Genomic DNA, 20,687 nt, shown 5'->3' on the forward strand with positions numbered 1-20,687 from the left:
GCCGTGAGGCTCGGTGCACGGGTTACGGCTGTTGTCGCTGGCGCTGTGATGGTGTGTGCAATGACGGTGGCTACCGCCTCGGCCGCAGTGTTCCACGGCTACTGGATCGGCGGGAGAATTGAGGAGACCTACCACCGGCTTGGTGGATGGGGCAGGTTCGGGGATGCCACCACACCGGAGAGTGTGGCTGCATGGAACGGTCGTTTCCAGGTCTTCCAACGCGACGCCTCCATCTACTGGCACCCCAACGTCGACAACGGCACCGCCCACCAGGTGGGTGGACGCATCCGCGACAAATGGGGCGATCTCGGGTGGGAAAACGCCGCACTGGGCTACCCCGTAACCGATGAGTTGAAAACACCTGACGGTGTGGGCCGGTTCAACCACTTCCAGGGCGGATCAATCTACTGGTCGCCGAACACCGACGCGCACCAGATCTGGGGTGGAATTCGTGATAAGTGGGCGGCCCAAGGGTGGGAGACTGGCCCGCTAGGCTATCCCACCACCGATGAGTTGACAACCCCGGACGGAAAAGGCAAGTACAACCACTTTCAGAACGGATCGATCTACTAATCGATCTACTACTCGCCTGCTGGCGGGGTACACACTGTTAGCGGGAAGATTCGCGACTTTTGGGCCAAAGCCGGCTGGGAGAAAAGCCCCCTCGGATTCCCGTCGTCGGATCCGTACACCGCCGGCGGCGGGATAAAACAAAACTTCATCGGTGGTTCCATCCAAGCATTCGAACCCACCAATCTAGCCCTGGAAAAGTTCGACAACAAGGCTTACTCCAGCTACCGGCAGGTCTACCCCCTTTTCGCAAAAGAAGACCTTCCTCGCTGGCACACCGCGAACTGATTCAGAACATGGACAAGTACTTCCCGTTAACGGGGTGTCCGAAAGAAATCACCCAGGGCGCGGTATGCACCGTTACCGGTGTCGGTGGGCGCAGCGGAAAAGTCACCGTTGACCGCATCTCGGATACCGGATTCACCTTAAAAACAGCCGCCGACCACCCCGAGGGAGCTGGTCGCCTGCTGACCATCCGTTTCGACGAGGTCACCGCCCCACCGGCGGATGAGAAGGGCCCGACCCCGGGAAAGTGGACACAGGGAATTGAACTTATGCGGTCAGGGTGAGTTTACCGCAGGTGCGGTTTTCGAACTCGATGGGCGAGAGATAATCGCACCATGAGTGTCTGCGCTTCTGGTTGTAGCGCACACACCACGCGAAGACGTCCCGTCTGGCGTGCAGCATCGAGTCGAAGCATTTTTCGGTTGTGCAGCACCTCGCGTTTCAATGTCGCGTTGAACGACTCCGCCAGCGCGTTGTCTGCGCTGGTTCCCACCGCCCCCATCGATTGGGTCACCCCTAACATCGTGCATCGTGAGCGAAATGCCTTCGAGGTATAGACACTGCCGTGATCTGAATGAAAAATCGCTCCTTTCAGACTGCCCCGGGCGCGCCGCGCTGAGTCCAACGCATCGATAACCAGATCGACGCGCATGTGGCAAGCAATAGAAAATCCCACCAGCCTGCGGGAATAACAATCGATCACGGTGGCAAGATACATATTGCCGCCACCGGATACCGGCAGGTAGGTAATGTCGCCGACAAGCACGCGATTCGGCGCCGGGGCATGAAACTGCCTGCGAACAAGATCCGAAAAAGACACTGCGGCCAGCATCTGCCACGGTGGTGCGCACGCGACGTTTCTTCGTCAAACCCCTGGATGCCCATGGCCTTCATGATGCGTGCAACGCGTTTGTGATTGACCACCTCATGCGCCCCCGAATCAGAATCGTTCAACACCGCGGCGATGCGCTTGGCTCCGTAGAGTCCGTGTTCGTCGGTGAACACAGTGCGGATACGAGCACCAAGAACAGCATCGTCAACAACCCTGCTGACGGCGCGCGGCCTGCGTCTTTTTCCACTTGTAATAGGAAGATCGCTGCACCTTCAGCACGTCGCACATCCGTGTGAGCGAAAACTCGGTGCGATGGTCCCAGATGAACGTGAAGCGGATCACAAGCCCATCTCTTTCGCAAAATACTGCGCCGCCTTGCGAAGGATATCTCGCTCTTCTTGAAGAAGCCGGTTTTGCTTCTCGAGCTGTCGGATCCGCTCTGAATCCGATGCTTTTTGTTGCGCGGGCTTTTTTGCCCGTGCCGTAGCGCGTAACCCAGGCAGCGAGACTGCCACGGTTAACACCGAGATCATGAGCAACCGAGTTAAGAGACACACCGTCTGTGTCTTCATACATCGCGACCGCGTCGCGCTTGAACTCCTCAGAGTAGGACTTACGAGGCATGGACTGAGACTACCTTCCTCCGGCTATCAACCGGGGCTAGCCTATGTCCACCAACAGGGGGTCAGGTCCTCCCTGGCGCTCATCCGCGCACGCGCAGGCGAACACCATGCCCGAATACGGCAGCGAGGCGACAAAGATGCTGACCTTCGAGCCTTGTCCGCCGGTGGGGTCAAACAACCGCATCTTCGTGCCTGCCCAGTCCACCTGCATCGTATGGCCCGGGGCATGGGTGATCCTGGCGGTCAGCCCGGCTGCATCAACGTGTTGAGCCACAAGTTGACGAAACCGCTCGTAGCTGTAGTACCGCTGGCCTGTGCCCCCAGGTTGTGCGGTGTAGCGGCCCCACAGCACCTGCAGGGTCACCTTGTTGCGCCCGGTGCGCGCTTTGGCGACAGCGTCGAAATCGATCGGGACGAAATCCCCCTGAGCATGGCTGCGCCCGTCGACGAACCAGTCCGCCAGCTCATGATCCGCAACCCCACGAAGTTGCTCACGGGTTGTGATGTTGTGTTCCACCAGCGAATCGCGAGCCTTTTGCACGGTGGTGTGCGAGCACCGCGAACTCGAACAGATTTGGCGGACAGACCAGCCTTTCAGCACTTGATCCATTACCGCCCGGTAGTCAGTCACAATCAGACTCCTCTGGTAACGCCGCGTGCCCTGAAGTCACGCGGTCACCAGAATCCTCCCCCGAACTGTTACTGGATACTCACCAATGCGTTACTCGATACTCACCACGGTGTTACTAGATACGACCGCGCAACACGATGGCTGTATGGTCGTGTTTCTCATCTGGGGTGGTCGGGGAACGTCCTTGTTCAGAGCTCGTTGAGCATCTGCTCCATCTCGGCGATCTCGGCCTCCTGATCTTCAATGACCTGCTCAGCCAGAGCGATGGCCTGCGGGTTCTGGCCATCAGTGACCTCATCGCGGGCCATATCGACGGCGCCCTCATGGTGGGCGGTCATCTGCTCAAGGTATAGCCGGGCAGCCTCGGTGCCCTGGGCGTCCTCGAGGGCTGTCATGTCCTCCTCGCTCATCATTCCACTCATCCCGCCATGGTCCATCTCACCCATATCACCGGTGACCGGATCTTCTTCCCAGGTCTCGAGCATGGTATTCATCCGGTCGATCTCCGGGCCCTGGGCATCGATAACACCCTGGGCGAACTCGATGACCTCGGCCGGGATATCGTCCTTGGCCAGGAGGATTTCACTCATCTCCACGGCCTGTTGGTGATGCGGGATCATCATCTGCGCGAACATGATGTCCGCGTCATTGTGCTCGGCGGAGACCTCTCCGGCCGCCCCCGTCTCTGTCTCAGGATCCGTGGTGGCCCCGGTCGTTTCGGTGGTGTCGGGGGCGGACGTAGTGGCGATGGTCGTGGTGTCGGTGTTTTCTCCCTCAGTGTTATCTGCGCAGGCGGACAAAACCAGAATGGAGGTCAAGGCGAGAGCGGCGATGGTGATGGTGCGCTTCATGGGGGTTCCCTTTCGGAGGTTGTGTATGGGGGAGTCGATGAAGGATTGAAAGTCAGCGGACGGGGGCTGCAGAGCTCATAGCAGCCTTCTCCTCCTTCCCGTCGGTCGGAGCCAGGTGGGCCGGATCCAAATCAATGCGGCGCAACAGCTGGGCGTTCAGGGCCACCACGATGGTCGAGGCAGACATCAAGATCGCGCCCACAGCCGGGGACAGCACGAACCCGATCGGGGCGAGCACGCCGGCGGCCAGCGGCACGGCGAGAATGTTGTAGCCAGAGGCCCAGATGAGGTTCTGGATCATCTTGCGGTAGCTGGCCTGCGAGAGCTCAATCATCGACAGCACTGCACGAGGGTCATCACTGGCCAGGACCACTCCGGCGGATTCCATGGCCACATCCGTGCCGGCCCCGATGGCGATACCGACCTCCGCGCGGGTCAGAGCGGGGGCGTCGTTGACACCGTCGCCGACCATGGCCACGCTCAGGCCACGCTCCTGTAACTGGGTGACCTTGGTGTCCTTGTCCTGGGGCAGGACCTCGGCGAAGACCTCATTAATGCCTAAATCCTGACCGACAGCGTGGGCCACCTGCTGGGCGTCGCCGGTGATCATCGCGACCTTCACCCCGCGGTCCTGCAGGGCTTTCACGGCGGCGCGGGATTCGGGGCGGATCTTGTCCTCGACGGCCACCGCACCGATGATCTGACCGTCGCGGACAATATGGAGCACACCGGCCCCACGCCCGGTCCAGGCGCTGGTGGTGTCGGTGAGCTCGGCCGGGGTGGTGAGGTTGAACTCGCGCAGCATGTTCGGCCCGCCCACGAGGATCTCAGCGCCATCGACAGTGGCCCGGACCCCCCGGCCGGAGGCGGCGCTGAAACCAGTTGCACGGATTTGCTGACGGGAGGCCTCGGGATGGGCGGCCGCGGCCGCCACGATGGCGCGGGCCACGGGGTGCTCGCTGTCGGCCTCCGCGGAGGCGGCCAGGGCCAGCAGCTCGCCCTCGGTGACGCCGACAGCTGCGGCGACACCGGTGACCGCGTGCGCCCCCTCGGTCAGAGTGCCGGTTTTGTCGAAGAGCACCACGTCGATGGTGCGCATCCGCTCGAGCGCCATCCGGTCCTTGATGAGCACCCCGGATTTCGCGGCCCGCTCGCTGGAGATCGCAATGACCAGCGGAATCGCCAGGCCCAGGGCGTGCGGACAGGCGATGACCAGCACCGTGACCGTGCGCACCACGGCATCGTCCGGGCTGCCGATAATGGTCCACACCACCGCGGTGATCAGAGCGGAGATCAGCGCGAACCAGAACAACAACGCCGCCGCCCGATCCGCCAGGGCCTGGGCCCGGGAGGAGGACTCCTGGGCGTCGGCAACCATGCGTTGGATCCCGGCCAGGGCGGTGTCTCCGCCGGTAGCCTCCACCCGGATGCGGACGGTGTTGTCGGTGGCCACGGTACCGGCGACCACCTTGTCACCGGTGTCGCGGAAGACGGGACGGGATTCGCCGGTGATCATCGCCTCATCGAATTCGGCGGCTCCGTCGAGGATGGTTCCGTCGGCCGGCACCCGGGCACCGGCCCTCACCAGCACGACGTCGTCGACGACCAGCTCGGAGATGGCCACGGTGCGGGTGGTCCCGTCGATGACTTTCTCGGCCTCGTCCGGCAGCAGGGCAGCCAGCGCGTCAAGCGCGGAGGACGCGGCCCCGAGAGCACGCATCTCCAGCCAGTGGCCCAGCAGCATGATGGTCACCAGCAGGGACAGCTCCCACCAGAAGTCCAGGTCAAAACCGCCCAGCCCCAGAGTGGTGACCCAGGAGGCGACAAACGCCACGGTGATGGCCATGGCGATCAGGAGCATCATCCCGGGTTGGCGGGATTTCAGTTCGTTCCATCCGCCCTTGAGGAAAGGCGTTCCGCCGTAGACGAAGATGATCGTGCCCAGCACCGGGGGGATCCAGGTGGATCCGGGGAATGCCGGGAGGTGGTAGCCGAGCAGGTGGGCGACCATGGGGCTGAAAATAACGACGGGAATGGACAGAATCAGCGACCACCAGAAGCGGTCCCGAAACATTGCGGTGCTGTGTCCGGCGTGTTCGCCGTGACCATGAACGCGGTGGTCTTCGTCCAGGGCGGAGTGCGGGTGATCGTGGGGCATCGCCTGGCCGTGGGTGTCGGTATCTGCGTGGTGTTCGTGGCTGGCATGATCCGGGTGGTGGGTGTGGTCTGTTTCCGGAGCGGGGTGATCACCATAGTGATCACCGGAATGGTGGGGAGTGCTCATGACGTTCCTTCCGCTCAACCCGGTCAGGGTCGAGATGATGGGTAAAACTGATCAGGATAAGACGGTGTAGCCGGCCTCTTCGATGGCCCGGCGAACCATCTCCGGAGGTACGGCACCGGTGACGGTGACGGTGGAAACACCACCAGCAGCGAGATCAATCTGGACGTCGTCGACCTGGGGGAGGGCCTGAAGGGCCTGGGTCACGCTTTTCGCGCAGTGCCCGCAGGTCAGGCCGGTGACCTGGTAGCTAGGGGAGGACCCTCCCGCTGACGAGTCGCTGGCGGCAGGGATGGAGGCGGTGTCGGCACGTGAGGCAGGTCCGCAACAGCTGCAGCCGTGGGAGGCCATCGGCAAGAGGCGGGGCGGGGAGGTGATCATGGGAAAGCTCCTACTGGTCGGCGGGATGGGCGATGCCTAGCATATACCCCCCCGGGGTATATTTTCAAGGGGTGGCGGGCACGGCCCTCACGCGGGGCAGGGTGTGGTCACCGAGTAGCCTCCTCACTGTCGGGAGGGGACAGCGGGAGGCGGAGGGCAAACACCGCTCCGCGACCGGGTCCGGGGGAGGTGGCGGTGAGAGTGCCGCCGTGGGCCTCGACCAATGCCTTGGAGATGGTCAGGCCGATACCGGCCCCGCCGTTGTCCCGGCTGCGGGCGGCATCCCCCCGGTAGAAGCGTTCGAAGATGTGTCCGAGCTGGCCAGGTGGGATGCCCTCGCCGTCATCGGCGACGTGGATGAGCGCGGTGGACTCCCCCTGTCGGTGGACGCCGATCCGGACCTGCCCGCCGGCCGGGGTGTGCCGTAGCGCGTTCGACAGGAGATTGCTCATCACCTGGCCGAAGCGTTGCCGGTCCACGAGCACCCGGGCGGTGTCCGTAATGGTCTCGACCTGTAAATCGACGCCTTTGTCAGCATAAGCTTCCCCCGCGGCAGCAGCGGCGGTATGGAGCAGATCCCCGAGCCCTTCCTCCGCCAGGTCCAAATCGATCCGGTGTTCCTGGGCCCGGGAGACATCGTCGATGTCTTCCATCAACCGGGTCAGGCGGGTGAGTTGGTCAGCCATGATCGTGTGGGCGGCATTATTCCAGTCCACGACCCCGTCCTGGAGACCATCGAGGTAGGCCGTGAGCACCGATAAGGGGGTGCCCATTTCGTGGGCCAGATCAGAGAGCATCTGGCGGCGGACCTGTTCGGTGTGTTCCAGCCGGTCGGCCATGGCGTTGAAGGCATGCGCCAGGGTGGTGACCTCGGGGCCTGCTTCTCCGGCGGGCACGCGGATACGATAGTTGCCGGCCGCCAGGCTGGTAGCGGCGCGGGTGAGATCCTGCAGGGGGGTGCGCAGGCGACGCGATAACCACAGGCTGGCCAGCAGGGCGCTGATCAAGGCAGTGGGCAGGGCGACGGTCAGGGTGATCAGGTTGGCGTCCCGGTAGGCCTGCTCGGCATGGAACAGCTCCAGCGAGGGGTCCTCCCGGCCGGCCATCAACATATGATCATGGAACAGGGTCGGGCCCACCACCGTGGCCACGGCCGAGGCCACCAGCAGGCTAATCACCACGACAAACACCTGGGCAGCCAGGAAGCGGAAGGTCAGGCCGGGTCCGTGATTCATGGCTGCCCCACCCGGTAGCCCACGCCACGCACGGTGTCGATAAACCCCCGGCCCCGGGTGTCGGTACCGAGCTTGCGACGCAAGTTGCCGATGTGGACATCGACGATGCGTTCATCACCGACCCAGGCGGTGTCCCAGACCTCGGTGACCAGGTCGTGGCGGGTCAGCACCTGGCCGGGGCGCAGGGCCAGGGCAACCAGCAGCTCGAACTCCGTGCGGGTGAGCTCCACGGTCGTCTCCCCCACCCGCACCTGATGGGCGACGGGGTCAAGGATGAGATCACCAACGATCAAGGGGGTGGTCACCTGCGGTGGGGTGGTGCTGGTGCGCGGGCGGCGCAGCACCGCATGCACCCGGGTCACCAGTTCCCGGATGCTAAAAGGTTTGGTGATGTAGTCATCCGCCCCCAGGGTCAAACCGCTGATCTTGTCGTCCTCGCTGCCACGCGCGGTGAGCATGAGGATGTAGCAGTCCGAGAAGGTGCGGATCCGTCGGCACACCTCCAGGCCGTCGAGTTCGGGCAGCCCCAGATCCAGCACCACAACATCGGGGGAAAAGCGACGGGCCTCGTCCACGGCCTGGGTGCCGGTGTGCGCCTGGCGGGTATCGAAGCCGGCCCGGATGAGGTAGGCGGCCACCATCTGAGCCAGGGATTGTTCATCATCGACGACCAGCACCCGCCCCGGGGGCGTGGCGGTGGTCGGTGTGCGGTCAGCCATAGACCCAAGTATCGCTCCGGCCAGGGGGAATACCACCCTCGCTCAGTGCCCGGCGGGGAAAACTTCATCAAATCTTCAAACATCACCCTTCGACCGCCGTCACCCCTGTGCCCCAACCCGGGCCGGCGGCATCGCCTCCCCTGGTCGGTTCAGCAGGCGCCACCAGGGATTTCACTGCCTGCACCGCATACCCGGGGCGGGTAGAAGGACATCGCCCACGACTGTGGGGTGGTGCCCCGGTGGTGACCCAGCCCACCGAATTCACCCCCTTTTCGCCCTGTTATAAGACTGTGAGCAGGGTTTTTGGATTCTAGTCCGTCAGGCACCCGTGCTAGATAAAGGTATGGCATCGACCTTGAGGCGGTGTCTTCTTATGGCCCTACCACGATCCAAGGAGATTGACGTGAAACGAGCAGCGATCGCAGCCGCCGCCCTCGCCCTCGCCCTCACGGGGTGTTCGGCCGCCGACCCGGAACCCACCGCCGATGGGACGGTGTCCCAGGACACATTCCTGACTGTCCATGGCCTGGCCGCCATGGACGCGGTGGAGATCATTGATCACCTCGACCGGCAGAAGGTCACAGAGCGTCCCACGGATCTGATCGCCTCAGTGCGCGCCGATGAACTGCTGCTCTCGAGCGATGACCAGGAAGTCATGGTCGATCTTCCCGACAATCAGACGTATGTCTCGATCGCACCCTATCTCACCTCCACCCACGACTGCTTCTACCACAGCCTCACGACCTGCCTGGGGGAACTCGACAATGAGGATATCCAGGTCACGATCACCGATGAGGCGACCGGTGAGGTGCTGGTGGACGAGGCGACAACCACCTTCGACAACGGGTTTATTGGCTTCTGGCTTCCCGATGATGCCACCGGCCTGATTGAGGTCAGCTACCAGGGGCGTACCGGCACCACGGAGTTTTCCACCACCGACGACGGCGCCACCTGTGTCACAGACCTGCGCCTGACGTGATGGCTCAGCAGGGTCCTCACCTGCGCCTGTCTCCCGTGTCACTGAAATCTAACACCAAGGAAGGTTAAATCATGATGAACGCGTTTTCCCGACGACAGTTTCTGCTCGGCGGGCTCGTCCTCGCCGGCACCGGGGCCGTGGCCGCCTGCACCAGCGACCCTGGACCCGCTGCCTCAGCACCAGATCCCTCCCTTCGCCCCACTCCCACCCCCACTGCGCTCGGTGAGCCGACGGTGCGCCGGACACTGACCGCCCCGGCCCCTCTCCCTGGATATCGGCGGCATCGAAGCCAAGACGTGGGGATACGTCTCTGACACCAGGGATACGGCCATTGAGGCCACCGCCGGCGACGTCCTCCAGGTCGATATCACCAATGAACTGCCTGAGAGCACCTCCATCCACTGGCATGGCATCGCACTCCACAACGCAGCCGACGGTGTGCCCGGCATGACCCAGGACCCCATTGAACCTGGCGAGTCTTTCTCCTACGCTTTTGAAGTCCCCCACGGTGGCACCTACTTCTACCATTCCCACTCCGGCCTACAACTCGACCGGGGTCTGCACGCCCCACTGATCATCCGCGACCCGGACGACGCTGAGGACCAGGACGTCGAGTGGACCATCGTGCTCGACGACTGGGTCGATGGCATTCAGGGCACTCCCGACGATGAGCTCGACAAGCTCACCGGAATGGGTTCGGGCGACCATAACGGGAAGAAGGGGATGGGAGGTCACGGCCAGATGACGCACGGCACCCCGGACCGGGTACTGGGCGGGGATGCCGGCGATGTGATGTATCCGCACTACCTCATCAACGGACGCATTCCCCGGGCGCACCGAACGTTTAATGCCTGACCGGGGGATAAAGCCCGCCTGAGGTTCATCAGCTCCGGCGCTGACACCATCTTCAAGGTGGCTCTCGGTGGCCACCGCATGACCGTCACCCACGTCGACGGTTTCCCGGTCCGTCCCCACGACATCGAGTCGTTCTACCTCTCGATGGGTGAACGCGTCGACGTGGAGGTGGTACTCGGTGATGGGGTCTTTCCCCTGACCGCCCTGGCCGCCGGCAAGGACGACTGGGCGTTTGCCGTCATCCGGACCGCCGCGGGCCAGACCCCCGCACCAGAGACTACCTTCCCCGAACTCACTGCCCCCGGTACCTTCTTGACGTCCTTTGAGCCGGCGGAACGAGCCCTGCTCCCGGCCGGTGACGTGGATAAGGAAACAGCGGTCGAATTAACCGGCCAGATGATGCCCTACCAGTGGGGACTGCGCATCGACGGTGCTGATTCCCCGGGCACAGTCCAAGAAGGCCAACGCCTGCGGATGCGGATGCACAACCCCACGGCCATGCCCCATCCGATGCACCTGCACGGGCATACCTGGGCTCTTCCCGGAAGTAGCGGTCTGCGCAAGGACACTGTCCTCATTCTCCCCGGCGAAACGGTGAACGCGGACTTGATCGCCGACAACCCCGGTGAGTGGGCGTTTCACTGCCACAACGCTTATCACCAGGAAACTGGGATGATGAGTTCCCTGCGGTACGCCTAACCCCACAGCATGGTCGGTCGCTGGGGTGAGCTGGGTCGCTGCAGACCACCCACCGGGCAGCACGATGACCTTCCTCGGTGTTGTGGTCTTCCGGGACAACCAGAACACCGTCTTCTTACCCACCGCCCCGGAATAAGGAGATCTAATCCATGCCGAGCACACCCCGCAGAGCCGCCATCGCGGTTGCCGCGGTGCTCAGCGCCGTGACCCTGACGGCCTGTTCCTCAGGCGACGGCGCCCGAAACGCCGTCGCCGTCGGGGGCACCTTCCAGTTCCACTCACCAGGAGGCCAAACCGAGATTATCTACGCAAAGGAGGAACGTGCCCCGCTGCCGGACTTCTCCGGCCCGTCGCTGATGGAGGAGGGTGAGGAGATCAGCCTGTCTGATTTTGAAGGCGAGGTCGGGCCCCCGCGAGCCAACCGAGGCGATAACCTGCGACTGAGCCAGGGTCTGTCCGTAGACGACCGACCTGTACTGCACGCCCCTGTCTAAAGTGATGGATCAGACCGGAGACATCTTCACCGGCGCGCAAGCGCGCTGACAAGGCCATGTCGAGTGCGTCTTTAGCCAGTGATGGGCGCATGTGGTTGGTGATGGGCCAGCCAACAATCTCGCAGGGTGTACGCGTCGAGGACAAAGGCGTACACCCATCCGACACGTGTGTGGGGGGGGTGTATGTGATGTCCGCGACCTGCAGTCGGTTCGGCGCATCGACACACAAGCCGCGTGTGACCAAGTCGAATGGGCAGTTATCGGGGGCAGCGCTCACGGGTGGAAGGCCTTTTCCTCCGGCGTCGGATACCACGGATGCCGTGGATGCTGTCGAGTGCCATGAGGCACTAGGCGGTGCACCGGGCGACGTGACCGAAGTCGCCTCGGCGATTGACCTCAGCCCATAGTGTGCGCGCTCCATAGCAGGAGTAGTTGTCGTCGTAGATAGCACGCAACGCTTTGCGTAGTTGTCGGTCGCGGATAGATCGAGATGATTCAGGCCAGGGGTGTGTAGGCGTAGTAGGTGCTCAGGGCGATTGTCGTGCTGGGTTGTCGCCAAGGGTGCGAATAATCGGCTCGACCCCGAATTCCTCCCGGTTGTCGTCGATGAACCGGACGACTACGTGTGTGGGCGCTCGCACTCGGGCGCGAAAAAAGCTGATGCTCTTTTCAAAATCTCGTTAGCGCGCTTCGCTTCAATCAGTTCAGCTCGCAGTCTGCGGTTTTGTGCTGCACAATCCACCGATTCAGCCGGGGTTGCCGCGCCGGATTGTTTATGAGCGCGGACCCAGCCGCGCAGAGTTTCCTTGCTCATTCCGAGCTCGACAGCGATGCGGGATATCGCACCACGAGACGTGTCCAGGTCAGCTTGCGCGTGCAGCACCAGTTCGATGGCGCGCTGCTTCAACTTAAGGCGTCTACTTCGAGGGCATGTGTAGGGCTCCTTTTCCAAATTCCTACCCTCTATTAAACCCGGGGCGAACCAAGCAATTAGTGCGACAGCCCCACCGACATACCGAACCGCTCACGCTGCACCTGCAGCATTCCTCCTAGCAGAATCCTTAAGATGTAGCGTAAAGTCTACCGTTGAACAGCCATTGCGCGGTAGCAGCTACTACAGGTTGAACGCGACACACGTAACAGGCATCCAGCTTCACCGCCACCACCTGATAGCGCAGGAGGTTATCAAGAGCAATCCTGATGCCGCAGGAGGACTGGGAAGAAAGGGGCTCAACCCGAGCAACGCACCCGCTATCCAAATGACCCCGGAGGATCACAGACTGACAGAAAGCTGGGGGCCTAAGAAAGAAGCTAAGCGGTATCGTGAACTCCAAGCTGAATTATTCAAGAAAGGTGATACGGATAAGATCTTCCAAATGGAATACGATTTTCTAACTCAACCCCAATTCGAAGGTCGATATGATGAAGCCCTGGACGAGGCAATCGAATACGCACTGAAAGAAGGCTTCATCACCAGATCACCTTCCCCACGCGTCAACCCAAACCAACTCACCTAGGAGACCCCAGCATGGAATTTTCTACTCATCCGCCTGAACCGCTCGAGTTCGGGAAAAACATCGACCACCTCGCATCCCGAATTGCCGACCCCTTCCGACGCGATCTTTTGTCCATGGAAACCTTAAGAGGAACAGCTGATTTCAATGGAGAGAGTCGCTACGTGAAAATACTTTTCGAAAAGGGTCTCTCTACCGAATGCGAGGTCTTATCGCTGGAACCAGGCGACACGTTCCTGGGCATTCCGGTACCCATGCGTGCCACCAAATTCCAAAACGAGTTGAAAAAACGCGATATCCCCACAAAGAAAGAATCAGGCGGCATCACGGTCACTGGCACCGGAGTGTCGTTCTACGTTTTCGAAGGAGAAACTGCCACCATCTGTTGGACCGCAACCGATCCGGACGCTAACCCGAAAGGCGACTAATGGATTTCACTTTTGATTTGCCGCTGCACTTCAATCTCGGCGGCACGGTCGAGGAAAACATCGCCCTTCTCGACGACTATTTCTTCAACAAGAAGGGATCCGGTACCGACCTCGAGGGCTTCCTCCTCATCGACAATGACGGTGCGGAGGAAGAGATGTGGAAGATCGTCTCGATCATCGAAGACGGCAGATGCGTCACCGCCCGAGTGGACTTCAACAACGACAACGTCACCTTCCTCGGCGTCCCCATCGGCCCAGACAACAGCCTACCGGTCGATGAAACAGCGCAGGCACTCGAAGCAAAGGGCCTACAAGTTATCACCCAGGAGTATGGCCTCGTCCTTCCGGATCACTACATCACGATCGAGCCGCGTGACTTCATCTGCTACTGGGACCGGACATACTGGTCCCACGAAGAATTTCTCGCAGAAACCGTCGAACCGGAATTTTAGGCAATAGGCGCTCCACACAGCCTGCGCCGAAATGAAAACAACAATGACCTTTTACACATTCGTTTTCAAAACCCGCTGAACCGGCCGACAATGCCCGCCTCACCGCAATCGAGCATGCCATCGGCCGGACATTACCCGACGACTACCGGGCCTTGATCAAAGAAACAGGCGGCGGCACCTTCAACCTTGACAAGACGCAAAACCGCATGTGGAGTGGTTTGACCCGCGGAGCATCAATGCGTGCCCTGATGGTACACAGCCGGGTACGGAGATCGACCCTAAAGCTGAGATCATCGTGGACAAGGAGGTTCACGAGTTCGGGGAGGAGGGCAGCAAAGAAGTTGCCTTGCTGCGCTACTCCTAGCGCCTTCTACTGCCCGTTTTGCGCGTACCGCTTTTCGACGCCCTCTTTCACGCCCCGCCACCAGCTTTCGTTCTCGGAGTACCAGGCGATGGTGCGCTCTAAGCCCTCACGGATGGTGGGGCTGTAGCGCGGGCTCCACCCCAGCTCGCGCCGCAGCTTCGTGGCATCCATGGCGTAGCGCTGGTCGTGGCCTGGCCGGTCGGCCACGTGGACGTACTCGCCGCCCATGATCTCGCAGATGAGCTCGACGACCTGCTTGTTGGTGGTGCGGCTGGGTCCGGCCCCGATGGTGTAGGTGTGCCCGCTTCGTCCCCGCTCGAGGATGGTAAGCACGGCGTCGTTGTGGTCGTCGACGTGGATCCAATCGCGCACCTGGGCGCCGCTGCCGTAGAGCTTGGCGGGGCGCCCGGTGAGGAGGTTGGTGATCTGGCGCGGGATGAACTTCTCCACGTGCTGGTAGGGGCCGTAGTTGTTCGAGCAGTTCGAGATCGTCGCATCGATGCCGAAGCTGCGGATCCACGCGCGTACCAAGTGGTCGGAGCCGGCCTTCGTCGCCGAGTAGGGGCTTGAGGGGTTGTAGGGGGTGTCCTCGGTGAAGGCCTCGTCGCCGTCGAGAGGGAGGTCGCCGAAGACCTCGTCGGTGGAGATGTGGTGCAGCCGCGCCCCGTGGGCGCGCACGGCCTCGAGCAGCGTGAACGTGCCCACGAGGTTCGTGTGCACGAAGGGGGAAGGCTGTGCAAGAGAGTTGTCGTTGTGGGATTCCGCCGCGAAGTGCACCACCGTGCCGCAGCGGGCCACCAGGTCGTTGACCAGCGCGGAGTCGGTCACGCTGCCGTGGACGAACTCGACGTCGCAGCCGTCGAGGTTGGTGCGGTTGCCGGCGTAGGTCAGCGCGTCGAGCACGACCACCTCGGCCACCCCGCGCTCGCGCACCAGGCGCACGAAATTGGAGCCGATGAACCCGGCGCCTCCCGTGACGAGCATTCTTCCCATGCCGTGTAACTATACGGCCCGCGTCAGGCCGACGGCGTGGACGGCCGCGCCCGCCAGGGGCCCGACGACGAGGGCGACGATCACCGTCGTCGCGACGTCGAACGGCAGGGCGAACATGAGGCTAAACGCCACGACGGAGGCGACGCCCCAGCCGGCGACGTACCAGGCGTGCTTGTCCTGCGCCAGCACCGCGATGCCGGTGATCATGAGCGCGCCCATGAACGCCGAGGCGAAGGTCAGAGCCCCGAGGGTGGGGCCAGGCACGAACATCTCCGGCTTGAACGCCAGCCGCAGGATCCACGGGCCGAACGCCCACGCCGCGACGAAGCCCGCCGCCCCCACCCCGAGCACCGCACCAATGGGGGCGCCGAGCGCCCGGTAGATGCTCTCGCGGCGGTCCACGAAGCGCACGACCAGCGCGGATTGGAAGCGCTGCAGCGGCACGAGGACGGGGGCGCGGGTGAGGATCACGGCGTTGATGATCGCCGAGACGGCCGCGCCCTCAGACAGCGGGAACGCCGCGTTCGCCGCCGTGGGAAAGCCCGTGATCAGCGCCGCCGAGGCCCCCGAGGCGAGCATCGCCGAGCCGACGCGGCGGGCAAACGCCCGCTTGTCGACGTCCACCGCGCCGCGCAGCCCGCGGCGCACGAACACCGCCCAGCTCGCCGCCCCGATCACGGTGATGAGCAGGAAGGCGCCCAGGCCCCACCCGGCCCACCACGCCACCAGGGCGAGCACGAGCCTGACGCCCGAGTCGAGCGCCACCAGCCCGGCGTAGCGGTCCCACAGGCGCGTGCCGCTGAGCACGCCCGACAGGGTCGCCTGGGCGACGTAGCTGGCCAGGCCGAACACCAAAAGCCCGGTTGCGGCACCCGGGGCGGAGGGCACCACGTGGGGCATGAACAGGGCCCCGCCCACGGCGCCGGCGGCGACGGCCGCGGCGGCGAGCCAGCCGGCGAAGCGCCACGGCCGGGCGCTGCCGGTGCGCCCGGACTCGCCGGCGGAGGCGACGGCGCGGGTCGTTTCGTGCGTCAGGCCGTCGATAAGCCCGGCGGAAGCGAAAAACAGGCCCCAGAACGCCGCGAAGTAGCGGTAGTCCGTGTCGGCGTCGAGGGCCCACTGCGCCACCCACAAAACGACGAAGCCGGAGACGGCGGCGAAGAGGGTGGCGAAGGAGAGGCTCCTCACGGGCACTCCGGCAGCGCGGCGTGGCCGAGCCAGGCGTCCAGGATCTCCTCGACGCCGTCGGCGCGGGGGGCCAGCGCCGCGATCAGGTCGCGGGGCTCGACCACGCCGTGGGCGTTGTTGGCCACGTAGTCGCGCAGCCCGGCGAAGAAGCCCTGGTCGCCGATGTGGCGTCGTAAAGCATGCAGCGTGATGGCCCCGCGCTTGTACACTTCGTCGTCGAACATGTGCCGCGCGCCGGGATCGCCGAGAGGGAAGCGCGGGGCGGGAAGGCGGTCGTAGTGCTCGCGCACGAGCGAGTCGATCGGCGCGCCCTTGTACTCCGCCCAGAGCCACTCCGCGTAGCAGGCGAAGCCCTCGTTGAGCCAGATGTCGTTCCACTGCGCGATCCCGAGGGAGTTGCCGAACCACTGGTGGGCGAGCTCGTGCGCGATGAGGCGCTCGTTGCCGCTCAGGTGGTTGCTGCCGAAGATCGCCATGCCCTGGGCCTCCAGCGGGATCTCCAGCGGATCTTCGGTGACCACGACCTCGTAGCGCTCGAAGGGGTAGGGGCCGAAGGTGTCGCGGAAGAAGTCGAGCATCTCCTGCTGCGCGGCCACATCACCCGGGTTCGTCCCGGCGGGCAGCCAGGCGTAGGTGTCGGGGCCGAGGCGGTGGCGGGAGTACTGGCCCACCTGGACGGTCGCGAGGTAGGTGGCCATCGGCGCCGCGGTGAAGTTCGTCACCGCCGTGTAGTCGCGGTCAGTGCGGATGTCGAAGGAGTAGGTCGCCTTCTCGTCGGGTGTGTCGTCGCAGGGGAACCACGCGGACGCGCCGTTGGGCTGGTTGGCCACCAGCGAGCCGTTGTCGAGCTCCTCCCACCCGAGTGCGCCCCACGCGGTCGGCTTCGTGCCAGGGTTGCCCTGGTAGCGGATGCTCAGGGTGAACTCGGAGTCCACCGGCACGGCCTCGGCGAAACGGATGCGCAGCTTGCCCCCCGACTGGCGGAAGGAGGCGACCGCGATACCGCCCGAGGCTTCGACCCGGCGGGCTTTCATGTTCTCGTCCAAATCGAGCGTCATGCGCTCCAGGTCGCGCCAGTTGTTCAAGGTCAACGTGGCCGTCGCGGCCAGGCGGTTCGGCCCGACCTTGTAGTCCATGTCCAGGTGGTAGTGGGTGACATGGAACCCCAGATTGAACTCGACCCCCGTGTACTCGTCGCGGGTACCGGGGATCGGGGTGGAGCGCAGCCTGTGGGACGTCACCCGGGACAGTCTACTCGCGGGGCCCTACATGCCGAAGGCCGGGGCGATGGTGGTGAACCACGCCTTCTGAATGTCCTCGCGCCACACCGGCCAGGAGTGGGTGCCGGTGTTGCGGAACTCGTAGTGCGCCGGGATGTCCAGGCTGTTCAGCTTCGCGCGCAGGTCGTGCGAGCACTGGTTGATGGCGGCCTCGATCACGCCGCCTTCGATCTGCAGCTGCGCCGCGCCGATCGAGGCGACCGCCGGCGGGATGCCCTGGCCAGCGAGGAAGCCGACCATGTCGGTCTCCGAGGCCAGGCCGGTGCCGGTGGAGACGTAGAGCGCGGTGCCGCGGAGCTTCTCGGCGTTGGCCAGCGCGTCGTTGTAGCCGTTGTACGGCCCGCCCATCGGGCCCCACATCATCTCCGGGGTCACGGTGCGGAAGTCACCGCTGCCCGAGGCGCGGTTGACGGTCAGGCGCGCGTAGTTGTACGCGTGCGGGGAGGCCGTGGCTGCGCAGCCGGAGAAGGAGGCGGCGGCGTCGTAAAAGCCCGGGTTGTGGGTGGGTAGCACCAGGGCAGACGTGCCGGACATGGAGAAGCCGACGATCGCGCGGCGCTGGTCGGCGTTGAGGGTGCGCTCGATGGGGCCAGGCAGCTCGCGGGTGAGGAAGGTCTCCCACTTCTGCGGGCCGTTGATGTACATGGACTGCACGTCGTCGCGGACCCAGTCGGTGTAGTAGGAGAAGGCGCCGGCCTGCGGGACAACCACGTTGACGCCCTTGCCCTTGAAGAAGTCGCGGGTGCCAAAGCGGGTCAGCCAGTCCGCGTCCTGCTCCGCCCCGCCGGCGCCGTTGAGCAGGTAGATGATCGGGGCGTTGGCCACGCGCCGACCCTCGGCGTCGGTGGCCGGGATGACGGCGACGGGGATGTCGCGGCCCATCGAGGGCGAGTACACCTTGTAGGACAGGACGTTTTGGTGGTCGACCTGCTGGACCCAGGCCTGCGGCCTGGAGGTGCCCACCACCAGGGGCGGGTCATTCGGGGCGTCCCAGGCCTTGACGACGCCCTCCTGGGCGTTGGCCACGGAGGGGCCCGCGGCGGTGGCGAAGGTGGGGGCCACGGCCGGCGCGGTGCCGAGGGCGAGGGAGAAAGTAGCGGCCACTGCGAGGACCGAACGCTTGATGCTCATGGGGCGGGTACATCCTTCACGTAGATGGTTTTCAGTTCTTTCCAGCCCCGCAGCAAGCCGACGCCAAACGTTTTGTGAGCCGGGTGGGGCACCGGAGTTAATGTATCTGAAAGCGGTGTCGAGTTCGACCCCGTGTACACATACTACTGTTACTTATGTGAAAATTGTTACTAGCGGTGTCTCCTTCGCTGTGTAACAATTACTCCGCCCACGGCGAATGAGCAGCCGTACCTAGTTCACTACCCACCCCCAACCCAGAAGGGATACCCCATGAACCTGATTGAGCAGATCCAGCTGCAGATCAACGAGGCCCTCGGCCACCTCATCCACCTCGGCTCCTCGACCTCGTCGACGGTCGCGGTCGGCCTGGGGCTGCTCTAAACCACCCGGTAAAACTGAAAAACCGCCCCCAGACGGGGGCGGTTTTTCGTGCCTCGGGCGGGCCTACTTCGGGCCGAGCTCTGCGGCGCTCCGGCCGGTCAGCGCCGGGCCGATGGTCTGGACCCAGGACTGCGAGAGGTCCTCCAACCAGTAGGGCCAGGAGTGCGTGCCGGTGTTACGGAAGTTGAAGTTCGCTTCGATGCCCTGGCTATCCAGCTTCGCCGTCAGGTCGTGCGTGCAGCTATTGGTCACGCCCTCGATGACGCCGCCCTCGACCTGCAGCGTCGCCGCCGCCGCGGAGGCCACCGGGAAGTTCGTCCCGTCCTCGTTGAGGTGGTAGCCCAGCAGGTCGGTCTCGCCCGCAAGGCCAGACGCGTTGGAGACGTACAGCGCCGTGCCCCTCAGCTTCTCGGAGTTGACCAAGGCGTCGTTGTGGCGGTTGAGCTCGGAACCCATCGGGCCCCACACCTGCTCGGGCGTCGCCCCGCCGCGGTTGAGCGTGAGCTGGGTGGCAAACCACGGCAGCGGCGTGGAGGTCGCCGGGCAGCCGGAGAAGGCGCCGACGGCGTCGAAGGTGCCGGGCTTGTGCTCCGCCAGCAGCAGGGCGGAGGTGGCGGACATGGAGAACCCGACCACGGCGCGCTTGTCGTTGGCGCCCAGGTGCGGCTCGATCGCCTGGGGCAGCTCGTCGCCCAAGAACGTCGACCACAGCTGCTTGCCCTTGTAGTAGGTGTTCACCTCGGGCTCGCTCACCCAGTCCACGTAGTAGGAGAAGGCTCCCTCCATCGGGATGACAACGTTGACGCCCTGGCCGCGGAAGGTCTGCTCCACGTGGTTGTATGCCTGGGCGATCCAGTCCGTGTTCTGCTCGGAGCCGCCGGCGCCGTTGAGCAGGTACACCGTCGGCGCGTCCTGCACGCGGTTACCCGCGGCGTCGGTGGCCCGGCGCACGGCGACCGGGATGCCTCGCTCCATGGCGGGGGAGGGGACGGCCAGCGCCTCCCAGTGGTCCGCCCGCTGCACCGTGTTGAACCAGCTCTGCGGCCTGTTGTTGTAGTCGACCGGCGCGGCAGTCAGCGCCTTGACGGGGCTCTGAACGGTTCCCTGGGCGGCATCGTTCGAACCAGCATCGTCCGCGGGTGCGGACGCACCCTCCGCGGGAGCGGGAGCCTGCCCGGCGGCGGGGCTGCCTGCGGGCGCGGCGGTAGCGCGCACCCGTGCACCAGGAACCGCTGCGGAGGGACGGTTGGGACTCAGGGCGGCACCGGCCTTGCCGCCGTCCTTTTGCTCGCCCTCGGCAGGTTCCTCCGACGCTGCAGGATCCGCGGGGGCAGGCGGGGTCTCAAGCGCAGCGGCGAAGCCCGCGTCGGCGGCGCGGTTCAGGCCGGCCTGCTCGAAGGCGACCGTGGGCTCGCTCAGGGGCTCCGCGGACAGGTGAGCGGCGGCGGGGACGGCGCCGGCTGCGATGGCGATGGCGGCGGCACCGGCGATGACAGGGCGTGTGATCTTCATGTGAATCGC

General features: G+C 64.1%; 20 protein-coding genes and 3 pseudogenes. 9 read left to right on the top strand and 14 right to left on the bottom strand.

Going from position 1 to position 20,687, the window contains the following annotated elements:
• Nucleotides 1–60: 60 nt before the first annotated feature.
• Nucleotides 61–858 (top strand): annotated as a pseudogene (locus tag CAURIS_RS01200) (LGFP repeat-containing protein).
• 8 nt (nucleotides 859–866) lie between these two features.
• The gene (locus CAURIS_RS01205) at nucleotides 867–1,139 is read left to right on the top strand and encodes a hypothetical protein (protein ID WP_290342418.1); all 273 of its coding nucleotides are present in this window, start codon (nucleotides 867–869) and stop codon (nucleotides 1,137–1,139) included.
• Here CAURIS_RS01205 and CAURIS_RS11585 read toward each other — a convergent pair.
• The 4 genes and pseudogenes from CAURIS_RS11585 to CAURIS_RS01240 form a co-directional block, all read right to left on the bottom strand.
• A pseudogene (locus tag CAURIS_RS11585) lies at nucleotides 1,123–2,311 on the bottom strand (IS3 family transposase). The gene CAURIS_RS01205 and the pseudogene CAURIS_RS11585 sit on opposite strands and share 17 nt — an antisense overlap.
• A 36-nt stretch (nucleotides 2,312–2,347) precedes the next feature.
• Nucleotides 2,348–2,941, bottom strand: a complete 594-nt coding sequence (locus tag CAURIS_RS01230) for a hypothetical protein (protein WP_290342422.1) — start codon at nucleotides 2,939–2,941, stop codon at nucleotides 2,348–2,350.
• Nucleotides 2,942–3,129: 188 nt separating this feature from the next.
• The gene (locus CAURIS_RS01235) at nucleotides 3,130–3,792 is read right to left on the bottom strand and encodes a DUF305 domain-containing protein (protein WP_290342423.1); all 663 of its coding nucleotides are present in this window, start codon (nucleotides 3,790–3,792) and stop codon (nucleotides 3,130–3,132) included.
• Nucleotides 3,793–3,844: 52 nt separating this feature from the next.
• A complete protein-coding gene (locus tag CAURIS_RS01240; RefSeq protein WP_231908938.1) occupies nucleotides 3,845–5,950 on the bottom strand; it encodes a copper-translocating P-type ATPase in 2,106 nt (701 codons plus the stop codon).
• Between CAURIS_RS01240 and CAURIS_RS01245 the strand changes: the two genes are divergently transcribed.
• Nucleotides 5,876–6,121, top strand: a complete 246-nt coding sequence (locus CAURIS_RS01245; RefSeq protein ID WP_040421024.1) for a hypothetical protein — start codon at nucleotides 5,876–5,878, stop codon at nucleotides 6,119–6,121. The genes CAURIS_RS01240 and CAURIS_RS01245 overlap by 75 nt on opposite strands.
• A gap of 6 nt (nucleotides 6,122–6,127) precedes the next feature.
• Here CAURIS_RS01245 and CAURIS_RS01250 read toward each other — a convergent pair whose 3' ends face one another.
• The 3 genes from CAURIS_RS01250 to CAURIS_RS01260 all read right to left on the bottom strand — a co-directional run bounded on the left by CAURIS_RS01250 (nucleotide 6,128) and on the right by CAURIS_RS01260 (nucleotide 8,408).
• Nucleotides 6,128–6,454: a heavy-metal-associated domain-containing protein gene (locus CAURIS_RS01250; protein ID WP_019193801.1), complete on the bottom strand. Its 327-nt coding sequence runs from the start codon at nucleotides 6,452–6,454 to the stop codon at nucleotides 6,128–6,130.
• Between the two features lie 107 nt (nucleotides 6,455–6,561).
• Entirely contained in the window at nucleotides 6,562–7,689 is a 1,128-nt protein-coding gene (locus CAURIS_RS01255; protein WP_290342425.1) for a sensor histidine kinase, read from the bottom strand.
• Entirely contained in the window at nucleotides 7,686–8,408 is a 723-nt protein-coding gene (locus tag CAURIS_RS01260) for a response regulator transcription factor (RefSeq protein WP_290342426.1), read from the bottom strand. Before CAURIS_RS01260 ends, CAURIS_RS01255 begins: the two co-directional genes overlap by 4 nt.
• Before the next feature lie 403 nt (nucleotides 8,409–8,811).
• Here CAURIS_RS01260 and CAURIS_RS01265 point away from each other — a divergent pair, with 403 nt between their 5' ends.
• From CAURIS_RS01265 to CAURIS_RS01275, 3 genes and pseudogenes are all read left to right on the top strand, one after another.
• On the top strand, nucleotides 8,812–9,387 hold the full coding sequence (locus CAURIS_RS01265) for a CueP family metal-binding protein (RefSeq protein WP_019193804.1): 576 nt from the start codon (nucleotides 8,812–8,814) through the stop codon (nucleotides 9,385–9,387).
• A gap of 71 nt (nucleotides 9,388–9,458) precedes the next feature.
• A pseudogene (locus tag CAURIS_RS01270) lies at nucleotides 9,459–10,941 on the top strand (multicopper oxidase family protein).
• Nucleotides 10,942–11,090: 149 nt separating this feature from the next.
• Nucleotides 11,091–11,435: a hypothetical protein gene (locus CAURIS_RS01275; protein WP_435384013.1), complete on the top strand. Its 345-nt coding sequence runs from the start codon at nucleotides 11,091–11,093 to the stop codon at nucleotides 11,433–11,435.
• Between the two features lie 347 nt (nucleotides 11,436–11,782).
• On the opposite strand, the gene CAURIS_RS11590 is transcribed toward CAURIS_RS01275, so the two are convergent.
• Nucleotides 11,783–11,890: an IS3 family transposase gene (locus tag CAURIS_RS11590; RefSeq protein WP_353959242.1), complete on the bottom strand. Its 108-nt coding sequence runs from the start codon at nucleotides 11,888–11,890 to the stop codon at nucleotides 11,783–11,785.
• Between the two features lie 164 nt (nucleotides 11,891–12,054).
• Nucleotides 12,055–12,342 (bottom strand): transposase, encoded by a 288-nt coding sequence (locus tag CAURIS_RS01280; protein ID WP_290342427.1) that lies wholly within the window; start codon nucleotides 12,340–12,342, stop codon nucleotides 12,055–12,057.
• A gap of 214 nt (nucleotides 12,343–12,556) precedes the next feature.
• Here CAURIS_RS01280 and CAURIS_RS01285 point away from each other — a divergent pair, with 214 nt between their 5' ends.
• The 3 genes from CAURIS_RS01285 to CAURIS_RS01295 are packed head-to-tail and all read left to right on the top strand — an operon-like array spanning nucleotide 12,557 to nucleotide 13,829.
• On the top strand, nucleotides 12,557–12,952 hold the full coding sequence (locus CAURIS_RS01285; protein ID WP_290342428.1) for a hypothetical protein: 396 nt from the start codon (nucleotides 12,557–12,559) through the stop codon (nucleotides 12,950–12,952).
• A gap of 11 nt (nucleotides 12,953–12,963) precedes the next feature.
• A complete protein-coding gene (locus CAURIS_RS01290) occupies nucleotides 12,964–13,377 on the top strand; it encodes a hypothetical protein (RefSeq protein WP_290342429.1) in 414 nt (137 codons plus the stop codon).
• Entirely contained in the window at nucleotides 13,377–13,829 is a 453-nt protein-coding gene (locus CAURIS_RS01295; protein ID WP_019193809.1) for a hypothetical protein, read from the top strand. The genes CAURIS_RS01290 and CAURIS_RS01295 overlap by 1 nt, the downstream gene beginning before the upstream one ends.
• A gap of 370 nt (nucleotides 13,830–14,199) precedes the next feature.
• Here the strand turns inward: CAURIS_RS01295 and rfbB are convergent, their stop codons facing one another.
• The 5 genes from rfbB to CAURIS_RS01320 form a co-directional block, all read right to left on the bottom strand.
• Entirely contained in the window at nucleotides 14,200–15,186 is a 987-nt protein-coding gene (gene rfbB, locus CAURIS_RS01300; protein WP_290342430.1) for a dTDP-glucose 4,6-dehydratase, read from the bottom strand.
• A 9-nt stretch (nucleotides 15,187–15,195) separates the two neighbouring features.
• The gene (locus CAURIS_RS01305; protein WP_290342431.1) at nucleotides 15,196–16,374 is read right to left on the bottom strand and encodes a hypothetical protein; all 1,179 of its coding nucleotides are present in this window, start codon (nucleotides 16,372–16,374) and stop codon (nucleotides 15,196–15,198) included.
• Entirely contained in the window at nucleotides 16,371–17,615 is a 1,245-nt protein-coding gene (locus CAURIS_RS01310; protein WP_290342432.1) for a M1 family metallopeptidase, read from the bottom strand. Before CAURIS_RS01310 ends, CAURIS_RS01305 begins: the two co-directional genes overlap by 4 nt.
• 24 nt (nucleotides 17,616–17,639) lie before the next feature.
• Nucleotides 17,640–18,785, bottom strand: a complete 1,146-nt coding sequence (locus CAURIS_RS01315) for an alpha/beta hydrolase (RefSeq protein WP_290342433.1) — start codon at nucleotides 18,783–18,785, stop codon at nucleotides 17,640–17,642.
• Nucleotides 18,786–19,229: 444 nt separating this feature from the next.
• Nucleotides 19,230–20,678 (bottom strand): alpha/beta hydrolase, encoded by a 1,449-nt coding sequence (locus CAURIS_RS01320; protein WP_353959243.1) that lies wholly within the window; start codon nucleotides 20,676–20,678, stop codon nucleotides 19,230–19,232.
• Between the last annotated feature and the right edge of the window lie 9 nt (nucleotides 20,679–20,687).

This window comes from Corynebacterium auris (genome assembly GCF_030408575.1).
Classification (GTDB): Bacteria; Actinomycetota; Actinomycetes; order Mycobacteriales; family Mycobacteriaceae; genus Corynebacterium; species Corynebacterium auris.

Excerpts from the sequence above, each read along its gene's own strand:
- CAURIS_RS01240 (WP_231908938.1), bottom strand. The coding sequence starts at position 5,950 with ATGCCCCACGATCACCCGCACTCCGCCCTGGACGAAGACCACCGCGTT.
- CAURIS_RS01205 (WP_290342418.1), top strand. The coding sequence starts at position 867 with ATGGACAAGTACTTCCCGTTAACGGGGTGTCCGAAAGAAATCACCCAG.
- CAURIS_RS01235 (WP_290342423.1), bottom strand. The coding sequence starts at position 3,792 with ATGAAGCGCACCATCACCATCGCCGCTCTCGCCTTGACCTCCATTCTG.
- CAURIS_RS01260 (WP_290342426.1), bottom strand. The coding sequence starts at position 8,408 with ATGGCTGACCGCACACCGACCACCGCCACGCCCCCGGGGCGGGTGCTG.
- CAURIS_RS01295 (WP_019193809.1), top strand. The coding sequence starts at position 13,377 with ATGGATTTCACTTTTGATTTGCCGCTGCACTTCAATCTCGGCGGCACG.
- CAURIS_RS01290 (WP_290342429.1), top strand. The coding sequence starts at position 12,964 with ATGGAATTTTCTACTCATCCGCCTGAACCGCTCGAGTTCGGGAAAAAC.
- CAURIS_RS01315 (WP_290342433.1), bottom strand. The coding sequence starts at position 18,785 with ATGAGCATCAAGCGTTCGGTCCTCGCAGTGGCCGCTACTTTCTCCCTC.
- CAURIS_RS01250 (WP_019193801.1), bottom strand. The coding sequence starts at position 6,454 with ATGATCACCTCCCCGCCCCGCCTCTTGCCGATGGCCTCCCACGGCTGC.
- CAURIS_RS01255 (WP_290342425.1), bottom strand. The coding sequence starts at position 7,689 with ATGAATCACGGACCCGGCCTGACCTTCCGCTTCCTGGCTGCCCAGGTG.
- CAURIS_RS01320 (WP_353959243.1), bottom strand. The coding sequence starts at position 20,678 with ATGAAGATCACACGCCCTGTCATCGCCGGTGCCGCCGCCATCGCCATC.
- rfbB (WP_290342430.1), bottom strand. The coding sequence starts at position 15,186 with ATGGGAAGAATGCTCGTCACGGGAGGCGCCGGGTTCATCGGCTCCAAT.
- CAURIS_RS01275 (WP_435384013.1), top strand. The coding sequence starts at position 11,091 with ATGCCGAGCACACCCCGCAGAGCCGCCATCGCGGTTGCCGCGGTGCTC.